Below are 18,931 nucleotides of genomic sequence, written 5' to 3' on the forward strand. Positions count from 1 at the left end.
ATGAAGGTAATATTAAAAGAAGACGTAAAATCACTTGGCAAGAAAGGGGATATCGTAGAGGTAAGCAACGGATATGCCAGAAACTTTATCCTTAAGAATAACAAAGGCGTCGAGGCCAACAGTAAGAACCTGAATGACCTGAAGCTGAAGAAAGCGAATGCAGACAAGGTGGCGCAGGAGCAGTATGAGGCGGCGAAGGAACTGGGAGCCAGGATCGAGGCGGGCAAGATAGAAGTGTCCATCAAGGTAGGGGAAGGCGGCAAGGCGTTCGGAGCCGTGTCCTCTAAAGAAATCTCCGCAGAGGTGAAGGGACAGATGGGCCTGGAGATAGATAAGAAGAAAGTGCAGCTTAAAGAGACGATCAAGACGCTTGGGACCCACAATGTCCCGATTAAACTGCATCCGAAGGTGACAGCAGAACTGAAAGTCGTTGTTACGGAAGAAGTATAGGAGGATTGCGGTATGGAAGAGGCGCTCATTAAAAGAGTCATGCCCCATAGCGTGGAAGCGGAACAGTCTGTCGTAGGTGCCATGCTGATGGATAAAGATGCCATCCTGACGGCATCGGAGATTATCAGCGGGCAGGACTTCTACCAGTCCGCCTACGGAGTGATATTTGATTCCATGGTGGAACTCTTTAACGAGGGAAAGCCGGTGGACTTGATTACGCTGCAGGAGCGGTTGAAAGAGAAGGACGTGCCGGCAGAGATCGCAAGCCTGGAATTTGTCAAGGATCTGGTGACGGCTGTGCCCACATCTGCCAATGTGAAATATTATGCCGACATCGTGTCCGACAAGGCCATGATGCGCAAGCTCATCAAGCTCAATGAAGAGATCGCCAATATCTGCTATGCGGGAAAAGAGCCGCTCGAATCGGTACTTGAAACGACGGAGAAATCCGTATTCGATCTGCTGCAGAGGCGGAATACCGGTGACTATGTCCCGATAAAGGATGTCGTGCTCAACGCGCTGGACCGCATTGAGAAGGCGTCCAAGAACAAAGGGACCGTGACAGGGATCCCGACTGGCTTTGTGGATCTGGACTATAAGCTGTCCGGCCTTCAGCCGTCCGACCTGGTGCTCGTGGCGGCCAGGCCTTCCATGGGCAAGACGGCATTTGTACTGAACATCGCCCAGTATATCGCGTTCAAAAAAGAGAAGGGCGTGGCGATCTTCAGCCTGGAGATGTCCAAGGAACAGCTCGTGAACCGTCTGTTCTCCCTCGAATCCCAGGTGGATGCCCAGGCTCTCAGAACGGGTAACATGAAGGATTCCGACTGGGAGAAGCTCATAGAAGGCGCCGGAATTATCGGCCAGTCCAACCTGATCATAGATGATACGCCCGGCATATCCGTGTCCGAGCTCCGGTCCAAATGCAGGAAGTACAAGCTGGAGCATGGACTGGATGTCGTCATCATCGACTACCTGCAGCTTATGACCGGAAGTATAGGCAAGAGCTCGGAGTCAAGACAGCAGGAGATATCGGAGATATCCCGTTCCCTGAAGGCGCTGGCAAGGGAGCTGAGCGTTCCCGTCATCGCGCTGTCACAGCTCAGCCGTGCGGTGGAGAGCAGGCCGGATAAGAGGCCGATGCTTTCCGACCTGCGTGAATCCGGGGCGATAGAGCAGGATGCCGACGTGGTCATGTTCATATACAGGGATGAATATTATAATAAGGATTCAGAATATAAAAGGCAGGCAGAGATTATTATTGCAAAACAAAGAAACGGCCCTGTAGGGACCGTTCATCTGGCTTGGCTTGGCGAGTACACGAAATTTGCCAACCTAAGCAGGCAGGAATAATTTTTTGAGCTTTTCCACTGGGCCGGTTCCCGCTGCAGCTTTCCGGTAAGATTGCTGCTGGCGGATGAGCTGGTCCAGTTTTTTGAACTGTTCTTCTTCCTGGCGCTCTTTTGCATCGAGCAGGAATGACATCTCTTTGCTGAACATGGAGAGAAGAACTTCATTGTTGTTTTCCAGCATCCGCTTCATGTACAGCTGCTCCCGCGTACGGCGGATATCGGGGATCAGAGCCTTCAGATCTGAAAAAGGCACCCCCTGCTCGTACAATTCTTTGATACAGCCATACAGTTTTGCGTCGTCTTTTGTCTCGCGTCTCAACTGTTCTAATGCGTTTCCCATTATTATACCCCCTTATGAATAAAGATTCTTTCATGGAATTATCATAGCATACTAATATGGTAAAACGAGTCAAAACCCGTCGAGGACAAGCAAAAAATAAAAAAGGCATATTTATTGCATTTTATGCAAAAATTGTGAAAAGCATTCTAAAAAAATGATATAATAAAAACGAGAGCAATTGTTAAAATATGGAATAGATGAGGGTAAGATATGTATTGCAGAAAGTGCGGTGCAGAAAATGATGCAGGCAGCAGGTTCTGCTGTAAGTGCGGCGCCCCGGTCCAGGGGATTTCGGAAGGGGCAGAAGGAGCGGACGGAGGTTCCCATAGAAGAAACAGGAAGATCCTGTGTATCGTCCTGGCGTCCTGTGTCCTTGTGGCGTCTGTTGCCATAGCCGCGGTAGCAATATCAAAGAAGAGCAGTGAAAAAAGGTTCGGCGATAATGTGGCCAGGGCGGGCAAATATATGGAAGAGCTGGACTATGACAAGGCCGAGGACAGTTATCTGAAAGCTATCAGCATTGATGAGAAGCAGGAAAGCCATACTTGCAGCTGGCACGCATATATGAGAAGAAGAATGAGCCGGAAAAAGCCAGGGCGATTCTGGAAAAAGGCGTTAAAAACACTGGAAGCGGCACGATAAAGAATAAGTATAACCTTTATACATATGTGGATGAGGTGCTCATCCCGGAGCTCGGGCAGTGCAGCCCGGGAACTTACACGACAGAGTATAAAAAGTCCGGCCAATACAGTGCATACGTGGAGAGCATACACAGTGAGAAAGGGGTCGTCACGTCAAGGATAATGGACTTCGATTCCGACGGGGAGGAAGAGCTTCTGGTTGCGGTGATGGACAACACGGCAGAGGATGAACTGTTCCATACGCAGAGAAATAAAATAGTTCTGCAGATGTATGAAAATTCAGGCGGTAAAGTTGTCAAGAATGCGGAGTGGGACGCGTCACAAGCAGTTCTCGGAATGTTTGACTTTGAGGAAGATATATTATTTTTAAAAGAGATAGATAATATTATCTATATTTGTGGCAGCTTTTCAAGCCTAATGAATGTTCTGGGGGACGGCTGGTCATTTGAATCATTTATTCTGACATACGATGGTAATTTCCAGAAGTATGCGGGTACTGATGGGCCAGACGGTGGATCATTTTTTGATGAGAGGATGAATGAAGCCTATATCATGGCGGACAGGCTGGATGGAATTGGACTTACAGCATCAGCATCTGCTATGAGAGACACCTGGATGCTGAAGCTGTCTATGGAAGACGACAAGGATGATGTACTCTTTACTATAAAAGGAAACAGGCAGGAAGAGTACCACTATGTATATCAAGACGAGATTACTCCGGAGGCGCTTGGAAAAATTGATTTGGAATTTGCTATCTGGCAGCAGGGAGAATACAAGAAGCAGGAGGGCCAGGGCACAGCCGTCACAGGAAGTGATACGAATCCCGCCGGGGATTACAGGGCGGCGTCGATATGAATAAGGAGCTCGTTGTCAGTGAAAACATGTCGCCCCACGCGTGGAAGAATCCGGTATGGCGCCACAGGGACGGTTCCATAGCAGAATGGTGAGACAACGGATAGTTCGGCTGTCCCAAAGCCGCCGATAATAAAAAAGCATTGACTGTAACCGCATAGGATTACAGCAATGCTTTTTTCATTATCACTTGATTAAAAAAGCCGATTAGCCCTGAGAAATAGCTCCTGTTGGACATTGAGCTGCACATGCGCCACAATCAACACAAGCGTCTGCATCGATTTCATAATGGTCTGCGCCCTGAGCAATAGCTCCTACCGGACATTCAGCTTCGCAAGCTCCGCAGCTTACACATTCATCACTAATTACGTGTGCCATAGTATGTACCCTCCTTCTTAATTATCGATAGACATAATCCAATTTTGTCTATTCCTATCATAATACAAATAAATTAAATATACAAGTAAAATCATGCTTTAAATTAAGTACAAAGCGCGAAGGAAATCCCCTTTATCCGGGTGCTTCTTTCGCTGCCTTATATGCGGACAATATGACCTTTCTGGCCGCTTCGGCGTCCTCTTTTGACGGCTCTTTCGTGTCCTTCAGAGGATAGTCGTATCCCATGCTCTCATATTTGGAACGGCCCATGGAATGGTACGGCAGGACATCGAGGGCCTTGACATTGCCAAGCTCCGCCATAAAGCGCCCCAGTCCCTGCAGATATTCTTTATAGAATGTGATGCCGGGGACGATGACGTGCCGGATCCAGACCGGAATCTGCCTCTCGTCCAGATAGCGGGCAAAATCCAGGACCCTTTCATTGGAATGGCCCGTCAGTACCTTGTGCCTGCTGTCGTCCATGTGCTTGATATCGAGCAGTATCAAGTCTGTAAGTGATAATAATTGATCAAGTTGATTCATGGATATCTCATTGTTCGGGTTGAACATGATGCCTGACGTATCCACACATGTGTGGATATCATGCTTTTTCAGGTTCCTAAACAGCTCTGTGAGAAATTCCATCTGCATCATCGGCTCTCCGCCTGTCACAGTAACGCCGCCGCTTCTGTAGAACGGAAGGTTAGAGTAGAATCCGTCCAGCACCTCATCCACCGACATCGTCTTGCCGGTGCGCAGCTCCCACGTATCCGGGTTGTGGCAGTAGAGGCAGCGCATCGGGCAGCCCTGGAAGAAGATGACATAACGGATGCCAGGGCCGTCCACCGTCCCGCAGCTTTCAATTGAATGTATAAATCCTTTCAATAAATCCACCCCATTTCTATAGAAGGGACAGGGTAAAGAGCGGTTGGGGACGGGGGTTTTTTAAAAAACCCCCGTCCCCAACCGCGTCTTGCCCTGTCCCTACATGTTATTGTGGAAGGTTCGGGCGATGACGTCATCCTGCTGTTCTTTTGTAAGCTTGATGAAGTTTACCGCATATCCGGATACGCGTACGGTGAGCTGCGGGTAGCTTTCGGGATGCTTCTGTGCGTCCAGCAATGTCTCCTTCGAGAATACATTTACGTTCAGGTGGTGTCCCCCCTGTTCTACGTATCCGTCCAGCATTGCTACAAGATTATCTATCTGCTGTTTGTTTACTGCCATAACGAGTTCCTCCTCTTAATGATTGTTTATCATGGCTGCCTTATGATTTGCAGCCGGGTTATTCGTTGTCGATACTGTCTTCGATGTTCGGTATGCTGCATGCCAGGTCTTTGCAGTCTTCGATTCTGTCCAGATCCAGGTCTCCGGCAAATATCTGATCTTCCTTGCCGAGTGCGCCGGGGATGATGGAAAAGGTGTTGGAGATTCCATCCTGTGCATGCCGGAACGGTATCTTGGCGACGGAGGCGAGGGAAGCCAGGGCGCCGTGGGTGTCGCGCTGATGCATCGGGTTCGCGCCTGGCGCCAGCGGTTCGCCCATTTTTCTCCCGTCCGGGGTATTACCGGTCTTTTTGCCGTACACGACATTGGAGGTGATAGTCAGGATGGACATAGTCGGTACGGAATGGCGGTAGGTGTGGTGCTTGCGGATCTTGTCCATGAAGCTGCGCACGACTTCAACCGCGATATCATCCGCCCGGTCATCGTTGTTGCCGTATTTGGGGAAATCTCCTTCTACTTCATAGTCCACGACAAGGCCGTCCTCATCTCTGACAGGCCTTACCCTGGCATATTTGATAGCCGACAGGGAGTCTGCCACGACAGACAGGCCGGCGATCCCGGTTGCGAAGTAACGCTTTACTTCCCGGTCGTGGAGCGCCATCTGCAGCTTTTCATAGCTGTATTTGTCGTGCATGTAGTGGATGATATTCAACGTGTTCACATACAGGCCGGCCAGCCATTCCATCATGTCGCCGAACTTGGACATGACATCGTCATAGTCAAGATATTCCCCCTCCGCCGGGCGGAACCGGGGCCCTACCTGTACCTTCATCCGCTCATCGACCCCGCCGTTGATTGCATAGAGCAGGCATTTGGCAAGGTTCGCCCTCGCGCCGAAGAACTGCATCTCCTTTCCGACACGCATGGATGAGACGCAGCATGCGATCGCGTAGTCGTCGCCGTGGGTCACCCGCATCAGGTCGTCGTTTTCATACTGTATGGAAGAAGACTTGATGGACATCTTCGCACAGTATTCCTTGAAGTTCCTCGGAAGCTTCGTAGACCAGAGCACAGTGAGGTTCGGCTCCGGGGATGTCCCGAGGTTGTCCAGCGTGTGCAGATAGCGGAAAGAAGTCCGTGTCACGAGCGTCCTCCCGTCGATGCCCATGCCGCCGATGGATTCCGTAACCCATGTCGGGTCCCCGGAGAACAGAGAATTGTATTCCGGCGTACGTGCGAACTTCACAAGCCGGAGCTTCATGATAAAGTGGTCGATATATTCCTGCGCCTGTTCCTCGGTAATCAGCCCTCTGTCCAGGTCCCGCTGAATATATATATCCAGAAATGTGGACGTACGGCCAAGGCTCATGGCTGCGCCGTTCTGCTCCTTCACCGCCGCCAGATAGCCGAAATACAGCCACTGGATAGCCTCCTTCGCATTCCGGGCAGGTCTGCGGATGTCAAAACCGTAGATGTCTCCGAGCTTCTGCAGGTCGCCGAGGGCACGGATCTGTTCGGACAGTTCCTCTCTCAGCCGGATGTTGTCGCCTGTCATCCTTACGAGAGAAGTCTCCAGCTGCTGCTTCTTGTCTTCTATGAGCCAGTCTGTGCCATACAGCGCCACGCGGCGGTAGTCGCCGATGATCCGCCCGCGCCCGTAAGCATCGGGCAGCCCGGTTATGATTGCCGACTTCCTTGCCAGGCGCATCTCTGGCGTATACGCGTCAAAGACGCCCTGGTTATGGGTCTTTCTATATTCCGTAAATATCTTCACGATCTCAGGGTCGACCTCGTAGCCATTTTCTTTGCAGGCATTTTCTGCCATACGGATGCCGCCATACGGCTGTAAAGACCTCTTGAACGGCTTATCTGTCTGGAAACCTACGATCTGTTCTCTGTCCTTATCCAGATAACCCGGTCCATGTGACGTGATTCCTGAGACGATACTCGTGTCCATATCCAGGACGCCGCCTGCTTCCCGTTCCTGCCTGGACAGTTCCATCACCTGGTCCCAGAGCCTGTCTGTGGACTCGGTCGGACCTGCGAGAAAAGAATCGTCTCCCTCATAGGGGGTATAGTTGAGCTGGATGAAATCCCTTACGTTTACAGAGGTACGGTTCCAGCGCCCCGGCCTGAACCCATCCCAGCATTCAGCATGCCATTTGTGTTCCATCATGTCTCCTCCTGTTGTTATATGAATTGTAAAATGTTGGTTAACTTAGACTAACTACTGCACCATCATTATATGGGATAAGATGCCGCTCCGTCAATATATTTGCATGTACAAAATGGGATACAGTATACAAACGTAAAAACTAATATAAAAATTAAGAAAATTTTCAACACTTATTCACCGTTTTGGTGTATAGTGTTTGTTGGCAAAGCAGATTTTATTATATACGGGAGTTGGAATTATGAAAAGATTATGGAATGCTGTTGCAGCGGCGCTATGTGTGACGATGCTGGCAAGTGCTTGCGCTTCGGGTAATGTCAGTGATGCAAAAGCAGATAATTCAGAAGATAAAAAGAAGAAAAGTACAGAGAAAGAATATCAGGGCTGCCTCGATATGATACAGCCTAGGGCGTACAGTAACATCAACGGATTGAACCTGGAGCCGGGCTCTTATATCTCCATCATCGGAAAAAGTGCCGACGGGCAATACTGGGAAGCGGTAGAGAAGGGGGTCCTCCAGGCGGTCAGCGATCTGAACAAGGAACTGGGTTATAAGGGAAAAGACAAGATTAAAGTGACATATAGCGGGCCTGCCACGGCTTATGATGTGGACGAGCAGGTAAACATACTTGATGAAGAGCTGGACAGATATCCTGTGGCTCTTGGGATTGCCATGGTAGACGCGAAAGCGTGCGATGTACAGTTCGACCTTGCCGCGGAAGGAGATATACCGGTCGTGGCGTTTGATTCCGGCAGTGATTACCAGGGGCTGATGGCTACGGTCGAGTCCGACAACGATAAGAGTGCAAGGGCGGCCGCCGACAAGATGGCGGAAGCCATAGACGACGCGGGAGAGATTATCATATTTGCCAATGACTCCAAATCCAAGTCCTCACAGGAACGGGAACAGTCTTTCGCGGCGCAGGTTGCGGAGCAGCATCCGAATGTGGATGTGGTGGATGCCTACCACAAGGATCAGCTGCCTGAGATGCAGAAACGGGTCGCAGATGAGATAAATGCAGGAACATACCTAAGGGACGGAGAGGAGCAGCCGACGGAAGAGATAGCGCCTGACAGCATATCGGAAGAAGATGTCATAAAGTACCTCTTTGCGAAGCATCCAGACGTCAAGGGCTGCTACGCAACAAGCGGCGAGGCCGTCAATATGGTCGTGGACGCCGTAGACAGGCTCGAACGCAAGGATCTGAAGATTATCGGATATGATGCAGACGAAGCAGAGATGGAGGCTCTGTCAGACGGCAAGATTACGGGGCTCATCGTACAGAATCCATTTGGCATGGGATATGCGACGGTAGTCGCAGCAGCGAGGGCCGCCATGAAGGCCGGCAATGAAGCGGTCGTGAATACGGGCTATACTTGGGTGACTGAGGAGAATTATAAAGAGAAAGATATCAAAAAATTATTATATTAGATTCAGATGGATGTTCTGCACTGCTAAAGTGCGGGCTGCGGTGAGACACTGCCGGGGTATATCCACAGCCTGTCCGATTTTTACGAGACGAGGACCGGTGCCGGCAAAGGGCTTATGATAACGGAGACTACGATAGGAGGCTTCAATGTCTACGATGCAGAGAAGGTTCCGTAATTCGCCAGGATCCGTTATGCGGTCCGGTATGCCGTGACGCTGGACGAATTCGTTGAGCTGTTCTGGAAAGACAACAATGGCGGCTATGCAAACACCTGGTTCGTGGGCGACTTAGTGACAAATGAAATCATGCGGTTCGAGGCAGGGCTTAAATTCTGTCATATCGATAAGACGAAAGACGGATATTACGCTGGCTTCAACGCGCCTCTGGATCCGTGTATCCGTAACCTCGAGTGTGCAGACAGCGGATTTGCGGATATACGCAGACACCAGGGTGCGGGACAGGTAAGGATCCCGCAGCTTATGGAGGCGTATAAGGGCAGGATAGATAATGAGGCAGCCCAGAAGATAATAGCAGATCATTATGACGTATATCTTAAAAAAGGGAATCCGTGCTCCAGGACGGTATGTTCCCGTTATGAGCTGGATATGAGAGAATATATGTGCCAGCCAGGACGGCCGGCACCGTATGAACCGAGGGGAGCTGTCGATGGCGTGACGGCCGCTTCTGCCGATGCGCTGGAACGGAGCCTGTGGGCCAGATGGGGGAGCTCATGCGGCATGCCGTTCTGTGCGGCGGAATTCTTAGAGGCCAATCCCCAGTTCGGCCACCTGAGAGAATTCCTAAGAGACCGGCTGAGCCGGCCTTGGACGAGATTCGGACATGAAGCAAGCCGGCAGTAGGTTACCTACTCCGGCTTGCTTTTGGGAAGGGAAAAGCTGAATTCTGTGCCGACGCCTTCCGTGCTCACTACATTTACATTCTCACCGTGTGCCTGGATTGCCTCTTTGACGATGGCAAGCCCGAGCCCGGTGCCTTTCTTGTCTTTTCCCCGGGACAGGTCTGTCTTGTAAAACCGTTCCCAGATTTTGTTAAGTGCATTTCTTGGTATGCCGATTCCATAATCTTTGACAGAGGTATATACCTTATCCCCGCGCTCCGTGGTTTCGATGGTGACGGTGGAATCCGTATCGCTGAACTTGATCGCATTGTCCAGCAGGTTATAAAGAACCTGCTGGATTTTGCGCCTATCTGCATTCACGCATAAGTGCTTTGTGGCAAATATAAGCTCGATGGATATCTTTTTCTGGGTACATGTGCCCTCGAAGGAAGCCGCCACATTCTTTATCATTTCGTGGATGTCGAAGGATTCCTTGTTCAGCAGAAGATTCTGCGTGTCGAATTCATTCAGCGTAAGCAGATCCTGTGTCAGATCGGTGAGCCGATCTGTCTCAAATAAAATAATCTTTAGATACTTTTCCTGAAGCTCCTGCGGTATCGTGCCGTCCACCATAGCTTCTACATACCCTTTGATGGAAGTGAGCGGAGAGCGGAAATCATGTGACACATTAGCCACGAACTTTTTCTGGTAGTCTTCCATATCTCTCAGCTGCGAGGACATATAGTTGAGAGAAGCGCCAAGATATCCCATCTCATCTTCCGTGTTCAGGGGAATCTCGTAGTCCAGGTTGCCGGAGGCATACTGGGTGGCGGCTTCTGTTATCTTGCGCAGCGGGCGGTAGACAAAGAACTGGAACGCCAGCAGGATGATAAAGGACAGGATATATATGACGGCCATGGAGATGTATACCGAGTTCAGGAGCAGGTCGCGGATTTCCATGACATCTGCCATATGCTTGTGTATGATAAGATATCCTTTTGGAGTATAGTTATATACCACCGGTGCGATGACGGTTATGACCTCTTCGTCGAAGCATCCATGGTAATCGCCTACCTGATACTGGGAACTTCCGCCTTCCGCCGGATCAAAGTCTTTGATCTGTCCGGGGGCCATCGGGTAATTCTCGGACTGGGCAGATACGATTATCTTTCCTTCGCGGTCTACGAACCATATGGCAGCGTCCAGATGCGACACCATGCCCCTCAGCTGCAGATGCACGTCTGAGGACGTCAGACGGTTTGAAAAATAATCCGGGAGATAATCGCTTGCCACGATATTGGCTTCCTTGTACATGCTGCCGGACGTATAATCCTCCAGCCGCCCTTCCGTCAGTCCTGAGGTCAAAGTGGCGATCGTGAAGAAGCCGAGGAATCCGAAGATGATATATACAATTATAAACTTTAGATACAGTGTGCTGCGCATGTGCATTCCTCTTATTTTACTTCAAATTTATACCCGATACCCCATACGGTGCTGAGTCCCCATGTACCGTGGTCTTTAATCTTTTCACGGAGCCGTTTGATATGGACATCCACGGTACGGGTGTCCCCGATGTATTCATAGCCCCATATCTGGTCCAGCAGCTGCTCCCTTGTAAAGACCTGGTTCGGGGAGGATGCGAGGAAATATAAAAGCTCCAGCTCCTTTGGAGGCATATCTACATTCACTCCGTCTACGACGACGGAATAGTTGGTCAGATTGATGACGATACCGGGATATTCCACGCATTTCCCCTTGTCTTCCGACGGCTCTTCCACCTTCGGGACCGCCTGGTAGCGGCGCAGGACCGCTTTTACCCTGGCCACCAGTTCCTTGGAGTCGAAAGGCTTCATCATATAGTCATCGGAGCCGAGCTCCAGGCCGAGGACCTTATCGAATACCTCCCCTTTGGCGGAGAGCATGATGATAGGTACGTTGGACTTGGAACGGATTTCCCGGCAGACCTGGTAACCGTCGATTCCGGGAAGCATGAGGTCGAGCAAAATCAGGTTCGGCTGGTACGTATCATAAGCGATAAGCGCCTTTTCCCCGTCATGTACCATCATCGTGTCGAAGCATTCCTTCGTCAGATACAAGGAGATGAGTTCGGCTATATTTTCATCATCATCTACAATCAATATTTTCTGCTTGTTTACCATAACTGGCCTCCTTCAAGTATTATTTCAGTTCCACTATCGTAACCCCGGCGTCCCCTTCCCCAAAGGCGCCGAGACGGTATGATTTCACACGTTTCTGCCGCTTCAGGTAGTTATGGATTCCTGTGCGCAGGGCACCGGTTCCTTTTCCGTGGACGACACGAACTGTAGACAAGTGTGCAAGCGACGCATCATCAAGGTACTTATCCAGTTCTGCGACGGCTTCGTCTACCGTCTTGCCGAGAAGATTGATTTCAGGGCTTACCGAGAAGGCTTTGCCCATCTTCATCTTGCCCTTGCCTGTCTTATGCATCTGCTTTGCGGAGTATGCAGGTGTGTCCTCTATGATCTCCAGGTCAGATATATGAACCTGGGAACGGAGTATTCCCATCTGAACTGTGACATTTCCTTTTGGGTCGGGAAGAGAGCCCACGGTACCGTTCAGGTTCATGCTCAGTACCCGGACGGATTCGCCTAGCCGGAAATCTCCCGGCTTGTGCTGCTTCTTCGGCTTTTTCGCTTCCTGGCTCATGCCGGTGGCGGCGGAATTCATTTTCTTGCGGAGCCGTTCTCGTTCTCTCTCCATGTCCGCGGCAGAGATGTTCTCTTTGCCGAACTTGTGGAAATTACGTATCGTTTCATCAGCCACATCCTTGGCCTCCGCCAGGATAGCATGTGCTTTTTCATTTGCTTCACGCAGGATGCGCTCTTTCTGTTCATCCAGTTTTTTCTGCTTCTGGCTTGCCTCGTTTTTCAGCCGTTCCAGCTCCCGCCGGTAGGACGCTATCTCATCCTGCTCTTTTTCTATCGTGCGCCTGCTCGTCTCCAGATCTGCAAGGAGGTCTTCAAAGGATTCGTCCTGTTCGGACAGGTGCCGCTTTGCCTCTTCTATAATATAGGAAGGAAGTCCGAGCTTTCCGGCGATGGCAAAGGCATTGCTCTTGCCCGGGATGCCGATGAGCAGATGGTACGTAGGACGAAGCGTCTCCACATCAAATTCACAGCATGCATTTTCCACGCCCGGTGTTGTGAGGGCATATACTTTCAGTTCGCTGTAATGGGTAGTTGCCATCGTGCGGATGCCCCGCTCGTGCAGATGGTTCAGGATAGAGATGGCGAGGGCGGCTCCTTCTGTCGGGTCGGTGCCTGCTCCCAGCTCGTCGAATAGGACGAGGGAGTGTTCATCCACCTGTTTTAAGAAGGATACGATATTCGTCATATGTGAGGAGAAGGTGCTCAGGCTCTGCTCTATGCTCTGTTCGTCCCCGATATCGGCATACACGTCATGGAACACGGACAGCTCAGAACGGTCAAGGGCAGGGATGTGGAGCCCTGCCTGGCCCATGAGTGTAAAGAGCCCGACGGTCTTGAGGGAGACGGTCTTTCCTCCCGTATTCGGGCCGGTGACGATAAGCAGGTCAAAGGCATCGCCTAATGTTATCGTTATCGGTACGACGGTATGCTTTTCAAGAAGAGGATGCCGGCCTTCCCGGATATGGATGCGCCCTTCTGTGTTGAACAGGGGCATGCTGGCATTCATGTCCAGGGCAAGGGAGCCCCTGGCAAAGATGAAATCCAGCTCCGTGAGCACCGAAGAGTCCAGCCGGATTGCGGGTATGTGCTCGGCCGCCCCGGCGCTCAGCCGGGCCAGGATGACCTGTATCTCTTCCTGTTCCTTTGCATACAGCTCTTTCAAATCATTATTCAGTTTTACGACGGCCATAGGTTCGATAAAGAGGGTCGATCCGGTGGAGGACTGGTCGTGGATGAGCCCCTGTACGTGGCTCCGGTGTTCCGCTTTCACGGGGATGCAGTACCGGTCTCCGCGCATGGTGACGATCGGGTCCTGCAGGTATGTCCTGAGCGAACCATTTACCATGCTGTTCAATGTCCCATGTACTTTATCGTTGATCTGGCCCATCTGGCGCCGGATGTTCTTCAGCGTGCTGCTGGCGTCATCACTGATCTCATCCTCTTCGATGATACAGCGGCGGATGTCGCCGGACAGTACGGTAACCGGCTGGAGCTGTTCAAAATAGGAGTCTAGGCAGTCGGACAGCTCGTCTGTGGTCTCATGGCGTCCGTATGCCTTGGCACGGCCCGCGGCTTCCAGCAGCTTGCAGATACGAAGCAAATCTCCGCTTCCGAGGACAGCACCGATCTCCAGACGTTTCATGGATTCCTCAACAGTGCTGTTTCCACTAAAAGAAAGCCGTCCCTTCTTTACTATACGGGTAAAGGCGGCGGCCGTCTGTTCCTGGGCGGCCTGTATGTCCCTGGGAGACGTCATCGGTTTCAGCTTACGGCACCGTTCCTTTCCGGCTGGAGAGGATGCGTGTCCGGTCAGCATCTCTATTATCTTATTGTATTCGAGTTTTACTAATGTTTTTTGATTCATTTTATTCACCTAGACTTATTCTAACCTATTTGTCCCATAAAGAAAAGGATAAATATTGAACATTCACCGGTGATACGGTATACTATATTAAGGATTGTAAAGGAGTATTGCTATGTCTATGGAAGAACAGAAAGATCCACTAGAACATACAGAAGAGCAGGAAGAAGAGCAAGAATTTTCCTTTCTGCAGGAAACAATCAAGGACGAGGCGGGCGGAACAAAGAAGACAAGGAAAAATATACTGCGGATGATTGGACTTGGACTTGTATTCGGCATTGCGGCCAGCTTTAGTTTCTGTGTGCTTAAACCGTGGTTTGAGCGGCAGCTTCAGAGCAATCCTGAGAAAGTAACGATTCCGAAAGAAGAAGAGCAGGAGGACACGGCGGACGAGGACGGCACAAAAGACGGCACGCAGCAGGTTCTCGACGAGGAGAGCTACCGTCAGATGAACCAGGCTTTAAACGCGGTCGCGCAGGAAGCGGCAAAGAGTGTTGTAGAGATAAACGGGATATCAGGGGAGGAAGGCTGGCTGGAGGCCGATTACGATAAGAAGAACAGCGTGTCGGGCCTCATCATTGCGGATAATGGACAGCAGCTTCTCATGCTCGCAAAGACATCCATATTAAAAGAGAGCAATGAAGTGACAGTTACATTTTGCGACGGAAAGACGTATAAGGCGGGGGTGAAGAAAAAGGATTCCAACCTCGGGCTTGGCATCTATGCGGTCAACAGAAATGACATCCAGGAGAGTACCTGGTCCCAGTCGAAGATTGCAGTGCTGGGAAGCTCTAATTCACTATCAAAAGGCGAGACTGCCATTGCGATAGGAAAGCCCTTTAATTATGCGGGCGCCGCCGGTTACGGCATCATCTCTTCCAACAAGAATGTCATCGACGCCGCGGACGGACAGTACCGTCTCATCTGTACGGACATACCGGGAACGGTGAAGGGGACCGGGTTCATCGTCAACCTGAAGGGGGAAGTGACCGGCATCATCGACCAGAGCATATCCGATGAGGACAGTATGAAGCTTACGACTGCATATGGCATATCTGACCTGAAGGAACTGATTGAACTGCTTTCAAATGGGAAAGCGGTGCCCTATGTCGGAATATTGGGCATAGACGTGACAGAGAGCATCGAACAGCAGGGGATTCCGCAAGGCGTGTACGTAAAAGAAGTAGAAGTGGATTCGCCGGCCATGTCTGCGGGGATCCAGAGCGGCGACATCATCACGAGCATCGGTGGGGCAGAGATCAAGACGGTATCGGCCTACCAGTCCGTGCTCATCGACAAGGCGGTTGGCAGCAAAGTGAAGATAAAAGGCCAGCGTCAAGGCTCCGGCGGTTATGTTGACATCGATTTCAACGTGACGATAGGAAGTAAAGAATAAAGAAAGAGGCAGCTATATGAGATACATTAATACCCTACAGGAGGGCGAGACAATAAGGAACATCTACCTTTGCAAAGGAAAGCGTTCCGCAGAGACAAGAAACGGGAAGCCATATGACAACCTGCTGCTGCAGGATAAGACGGGAACGCTGGACGGAAAAGTCTGGGACCCGAATTCCGGCGGAATCGCCGACTATGATGAGATGGATTTTATTGAATGTTATGGGGAAGTGACGAGCTACAATAACAATCTCCAGTTGAACATAAAGCAGATCAGGAAGGCCCAGGAAGGGGAATACGTTGCGGCGGACTATATGCCGACGACAGAGAAGAGCCCTGACAGCATGTACGAGGAATTGCTCGGTTATATCAGAAGCATCGACAATTCATACCTTCGTCAGGCAGTGGAATATTATTTCGTGAATGACGAAGCATTTATTAAGAAATTCAAAGGGCACTCCGCCGCAAAGAGCGTACATCACGGATTTTCGGGAGGACTGCTGGAACATACATTGAGCGTCGTGAAATTGTGTGAATATATGGTGGGCGCTTATCCGATACTTAGCAAGGACCTGCTCTATGCCGCGGCAATCTGCCATGATATCGGCAAGACAGTGGAACTCTCCGCATTTCCGGAGAACGATTATACAGATGACGGACAGCTTCTAGGCCATATCGTCATCGGCGTAGAGATGGTAAGCGATGCCGTCCGCACGATACCGGACTTTCCGGAGAAGCTTGCCAGCGAGCTGAAGCACTGCATCGTGGCGCACCACGGAGAGCTCGAATACGGCTCGCCGAAGAAGCCGGCGCTGGCAGAGGCGCTGGCGCTCAACTTTGCAGACTGCACCGATGCGAAGATGCAGACACTGACAGAGATATTCAAAGACAAAAACAGCAATGACTGGCTCGGCTATAACCGCCTGTTCGAGTCGAACCTGCGGAAGACCAGCGTGTAGATAATTGGGGACGTAACAAAATTCAAAAGTGTTACGTCCCAAATTAGCTTTTGCCCTGTACCTTTTTGGGGAAAGGAGAATTATTATGCAGAAAAATGATGTAGTTATGGTTGCGATAGAAGATATCGGAGTGAACGGGGAAGGGATAGGAAAGGTAGACGGATACACCTTGTTTATAAAGGATGCGGTTATCGGGGACGTGGTGGAAGCCAAGGTGACGAAGGCCAAGAAGAATTTTGGGTATGCACGGCTGGTGAATATTCATACAAAGTCCAAATTCCGCACCGAACCGAGATGCGACGTGGCCCGACAGTGTGGGGGATGCCAGATACAGGCGATGTCTTATGAACGGCAGCTTGCATATAAAAATGAGAAGGTCAGGAATAACCTCATACGGATTGGCGATGTACCGGAAGAATTGCTGCAGGAGGTGATGGAGCCCATCTGCGGCATGGAGGAACCTTTCCATTACCGCAACAAGGCGCAGTTCCCGGTCGGTATGGACAGGGAAGGCAATATCATCACCGGCTTTTACGCAGGTCGGACACACCAGATTATCCCTCATATGGACTGCGTTATCGGAAGAGAGGAAAATAAGGATATTCTGGAGACCATCTTAACATTCATGCAGGAATATCAGATTCCGCCTTATGATGAGACAAGCCACAGGGGGCTTGTCCGCCATATATTAATACGCAGCGGGTATAAGACGAACGAAATTATGGTGTGCCTCGTCATTAATGGAACGGAAGTTCCCCATAGCCATATCCTAACAGAACGCCTGGCAGCAATTCCGGGGATGAAGAGCATTACCTACAGCGTCAATCAGGAGAAGACAAATGTGATTATGGGTCGTGAGACCGGACTTCTGTGGGGACAGGAGTACATTACCGACTTTATCGGCGACATCAGGTATCACATATCGCCGCTTTCCTTCTATCAGGTCAATCCTGTGCAGACGGAACGGCTCTATGGAACTGTGCTGGAATATGCGGGCCTCGGCGGCAATGAGACGGTGTGGGACCTGTACTGCGGCATCGGGACCATCTCTTTGTTCCTGGCCAGGAAGGCAAAGCAGGTGTACGGAGTTGAAATCGTTCCCCAGGCCATCGAAGACGCAAAACAGAACGCGAAGATAAATGGAATAAAGAATGCGCAGTTCTATGTGGGGAAGGCCGAGGAAGTGCTGCCGGAGCGATATGAAAGAGACGGAATCTATGGCGACATAATCGTCGTGGACCCGCCAAGAAAAGGCTGTGAGGAATCCGTGCTGGAGACGATGGTGAAAATGCAGCCGGAGAAGATCGTGTATGTGAGCTGCGACTCTGCTACGCTGGCCCGGGATGTGAAGTACCTGAGGGAGAGAGGGTATGAAGTGGGGAAGGTGAAGGCGGTGGATATGTTTCCTCATAGTGTACATGTGGAGAGTATCGTGTTGCTTTCCAAACTTCATACAAAACAGAATATAGAAGTGGAAATCGCAATGAGTGAGATGGATTTGACGGCGGCGGAGAGTAAGGCAACTTATGAAAAGATTAAGGAGTATGTGTTAGAGAAGACAGGACTTAAGGTATCTAATCTGTATATTGCTCAGGTAAAGAATAAGCATGGATTGAAAAAAAGGGAGAATTATAATCTTCCTAGATCAGAGTATGCAAAACGGCCAAGATGTCCAGAGGAGAAGGAAAAGGCGATTGAAGATGCGCTAGAACATTTTGGAATGATATAAGGGATAAATATCAATTACTGTATTTTATTATATGATATTGATGTGTTTCAATTTATGATAGATAATAAATATAATGTGAAGTAGGAGTTGATTAGGGTAGTGGAGTTGAGGGAGCAACAACGAAACCATTTTGAAGAAAGGAACTTCTCATGAATTATAGCGTATTGAATAAAAATCAAAAAAATAGAATGAGAGCTATTAGTAATCATGCATATGTTATGAGATGGGAAGAACCAGAGTTTATGGATTATCTTCTAGGGGAACTACCAAAAGTTAGAAAATATCAAAATGACAGGGAAGTGGAAGCTGAAATATCAGCATTAGAAAAAGTGCTGACAACGTATAATGCTTTTCTTTCAGAAAAATCAACTTTCCTAGATGAAATAGCAAAGAAAATTTCAGATATACATAATTTGAAAGATTCTTGGTACGGATTAAGCTTATATGAAATAGAAACATATATGAAGCTCCATAGCTTTTGTTTGATTTCAGGAACAGGTGGTATTGGTAAGAGTTATTTTATAAAATGTTTCGAAGAACAATTGGAACAAAAAAATATTGAGCATTTTAACAGAACTTAAAAAATATCCTAGAATACGAATTGTAATATCGTACA

General features: G+C 49.8%; 18 protein-coding genes. 10 read left to right on the forward strand and 8 right to left on the reverse strand.

Annotated elements, in window-relative coordinates:
* Positions 1–450 (forward strand): 50S ribosomal protein L9, encoded by a 450-nt coding sequence (gene rplI, locus E1963_RS07580; RefSeq protein WP_132276824.1) that lies wholly within the window; start codon positions 1–3, stop codon positions 448–450.
* Between the two features lie 12 nt (positions 451–462).
* A complete protein-coding gene (gene dnaB, locus E1963_RS07585) occupies positions 463–1,803 on the forward strand; it encodes a replicative DNA helicase (RefSeq protein WP_132276826.1) in 1,341 nt (446 codons plus the stop codon).
* Here the strand turns inward: dnaB and E1963_RS07590 are convergent.
* On the reverse strand, positions 1,786–2,142 hold the full coding sequence (locus E1963_RS07590; RefSeq protein WP_049729777.1) for a hypothetical protein: 357 nt from the start codon (positions 2,140–2,142) through the stop codon (positions 1,786–1,788). The two genes, dnaB and E1963_RS07590, sit on opposite strands and share 18 nt — an antisense overlap.
* Before the next feature lie 210 nt (positions 2,143–2,352).
* Between E1963_RS07590 and E1963_RS07595 the strand changes: the two genes are divergently transcribed.
* Together E1963_RS07595 and E1963_RS07600 are read left to right on the forward strand one after the other, a co-directional pair.
* Positions 2,353–2,784, forward strand: a complete 432-nt coding sequence (locus E1963_RS07595; protein ID WP_132276828.1) for a zinc-ribbon domain-containing protein — start codon at positions 2,353–2,355, stop codon at positions 2,782–2,784.
* Entirely contained in the window at positions 2,688–3,638 is a 951-nt protein-coding gene (locus E1963_RS07600; protein ID WP_132276830.1) for a hypothetical protein, read from the forward strand. The genes E1963_RS07595 and E1963_RS07600 overlap by 97 nt, the downstream gene beginning before the upstream one ends.
* Before the next feature lie 204 nt (positions 3,639–3,842).
* Here the strand turns inward: E1963_RS07600 and E1963_RS07605 are convergent, their stop codons facing one another.
* From E1963_RS07605 to pflB, 4 genes are all read right to left on the reverse strand, one after another.
* Entirely contained in the window at positions 3,843–4,013 is a 171-nt protein-coding gene (locus E1963_RS07605) for a DUF362 domain-containing protein (protein WP_082912677.1), read from the reverse strand.
* Positions 4,014–4,145: 132 nt separating this feature from the next.
* A complete protein-coding gene (gene pflA / locus E1963_RS07610; RefSeq protein ID WP_201272013.1) occupies positions 4,146–4,898 on the reverse strand; it encodes a pyruvate formate-lyase-activating protein in 753 nt (250 codons plus the stop codon).
* Between the two features lie 99 nt (positions 4,899–4,997).
* Positions 4,998–5,240: an autonomous glycyl radical cofactor GrcA3 gene (gene grcA3, locus E1963_RS07615; protein WP_066571935.1), complete on the reverse strand. Its 243-nt coding sequence runs from the start codon at positions 5,238–5,240 to the stop codon at positions 4,998–5,000.
* A gap of 58 nt (positions 5,241–5,298) precedes the next feature.
* A complete protein-coding gene (gene pflB / locus E1963_RS07620; protein WP_132276834.1) occupies positions 5,299–7,413 on the reverse strand; it encodes a formate C-acetyltransferase in 2,115 nt (704 codons plus the stop codon).
* 241 nt (positions 7,414–7,654) lie between these two features.
* On the opposite strand from pflB, the gene E1963_RS07625 reads away from it, so the two are divergent.
* Both E1963_RS07625 and E1963_RS07630 read left to right on the forward strand, forming a co-directional pair.
* Positions 7,655–8,845: a substrate-binding domain-containing protein gene (locus tag E1963_RS07625; protein ID WP_132276836.1), complete on the forward strand. Its 1,191-nt coding sequence runs from the start codon at positions 7,655–7,657 to the stop codon at positions 8,843–8,845.
* 207 nt (positions 8,846–9,052) lie between these two features.
* Positions 9,053–9,703, forward strand: a complete 651-nt coding sequence (locus E1963_RS07630; protein ID WP_243117632.1) for a hypothetical protein — start codon at positions 9,053–9,055, stop codon at positions 9,701–9,703.
* 5 nt (positions 9,704–9,708) lie between these two features.
* Here E1963_RS07630 and E1963_RS07635 read toward each other — a convergent pair whose 3' ends face one another.
* From E1963_RS07635 to E1963_RS07645, 3 genes are read right to left on the reverse strand one after another with little or no spacing between them, the layout of a single operon-like run.
* Positions 9,709–11,124, reverse strand: coding sequence for a sensor histidine kinase (locus tag E1963_RS07635; protein ID WP_132276838.1), 1,416 nt, complete (start codon positions 11,122–11,124; stop codon positions 9,709–9,711).
* Positions 11,125–11,135: 11 nt separating this feature from the next.
* On the reverse strand, positions 11,136–11,840 hold the full coding sequence (locus tag E1963_RS07640; RefSeq protein ID WP_132276840.1) for a response regulator transcription factor: 705 nt from the start codon (positions 11,838–11,840) through the stop codon (positions 11,136–11,138).
* Between the two features lie 19 nt (positions 11,841–11,859).
* Positions 11,860–14,235, reverse strand: coding sequence for an endonuclease MutS2 (locus E1963_RS07645; protein WP_132276842.1), 2,376 nt, complete (start codon positions 14,233–14,235; stop codon positions 11,860–11,862).
* A gap of 118 nt (positions 14,236–14,353) precedes the next feature.
* Between E1963_RS07645 and E1963_RS07650 the strand changes: the two genes are divergently transcribed.
* The 4 genes from E1963_RS07650 (at position 14,354) to E1963_RS07665 (ending at position 18,896) form a co-directional block, all read left to right on the forward strand.
* The gene (locus E1963_RS07650) at positions 14,354–15,628 is read left to right on the forward strand and encodes a S1C family serine protease (RefSeq protein WP_132277049.1); all 1,275 of its coding nucleotides are present in this window, start codon (positions 14,354–14,356) and stop codon (positions 15,626–15,628) included.
* Positions 15,629–15,644: 16 nt separating this feature from the next.
* Positions 15,645–16,586 (forward strand): 3'-5' exoribonuclease YhaM family protein, encoded by a 942-nt coding sequence (locus E1963_RS07655; RefSeq protein WP_132276844.1) that lies wholly within the window; start codon positions 15,645–15,647, stop codon positions 16,584–16,586.
* 85 nt (positions 16,587–16,671) lie between these two features.
* Complete coding sequence (rlmD, locus tag E1963_RS07660; RefSeq protein ID WP_132276846.1) at positions 16,672–18,315, forward strand: 23S rRNA (uracil(1939)-C(5))-methyltransferase RlmD; 1,644 nt, start codon at positions 16,672–16,674, stop codon at positions 18,313–18,315.
* A 149-nt stretch (positions 18,316–18,464) separates the two neighbouring features.
* On the forward strand, positions 18,465–18,896 hold the full coding sequence (locus tag E1963_RS07665) for a hypothetical protein (protein WP_132276848.1): 432 nt from the start codon (positions 18,465–18,467) through the stop codon (positions 18,894–18,896).
* The last annotated feature ends 35 nt before the right edge of the window (positions 18,897–18,931 follow it).

It is taken from the genome of Extibacter muris, assembly GCF_004345005.1.
In the GTDB taxonomy this organism is placed as follows: Bacteria; Bacillota; Clostridia; order Lachnospirales; family Lachnospiraceae; genus Extibacter; species Extibacter muris.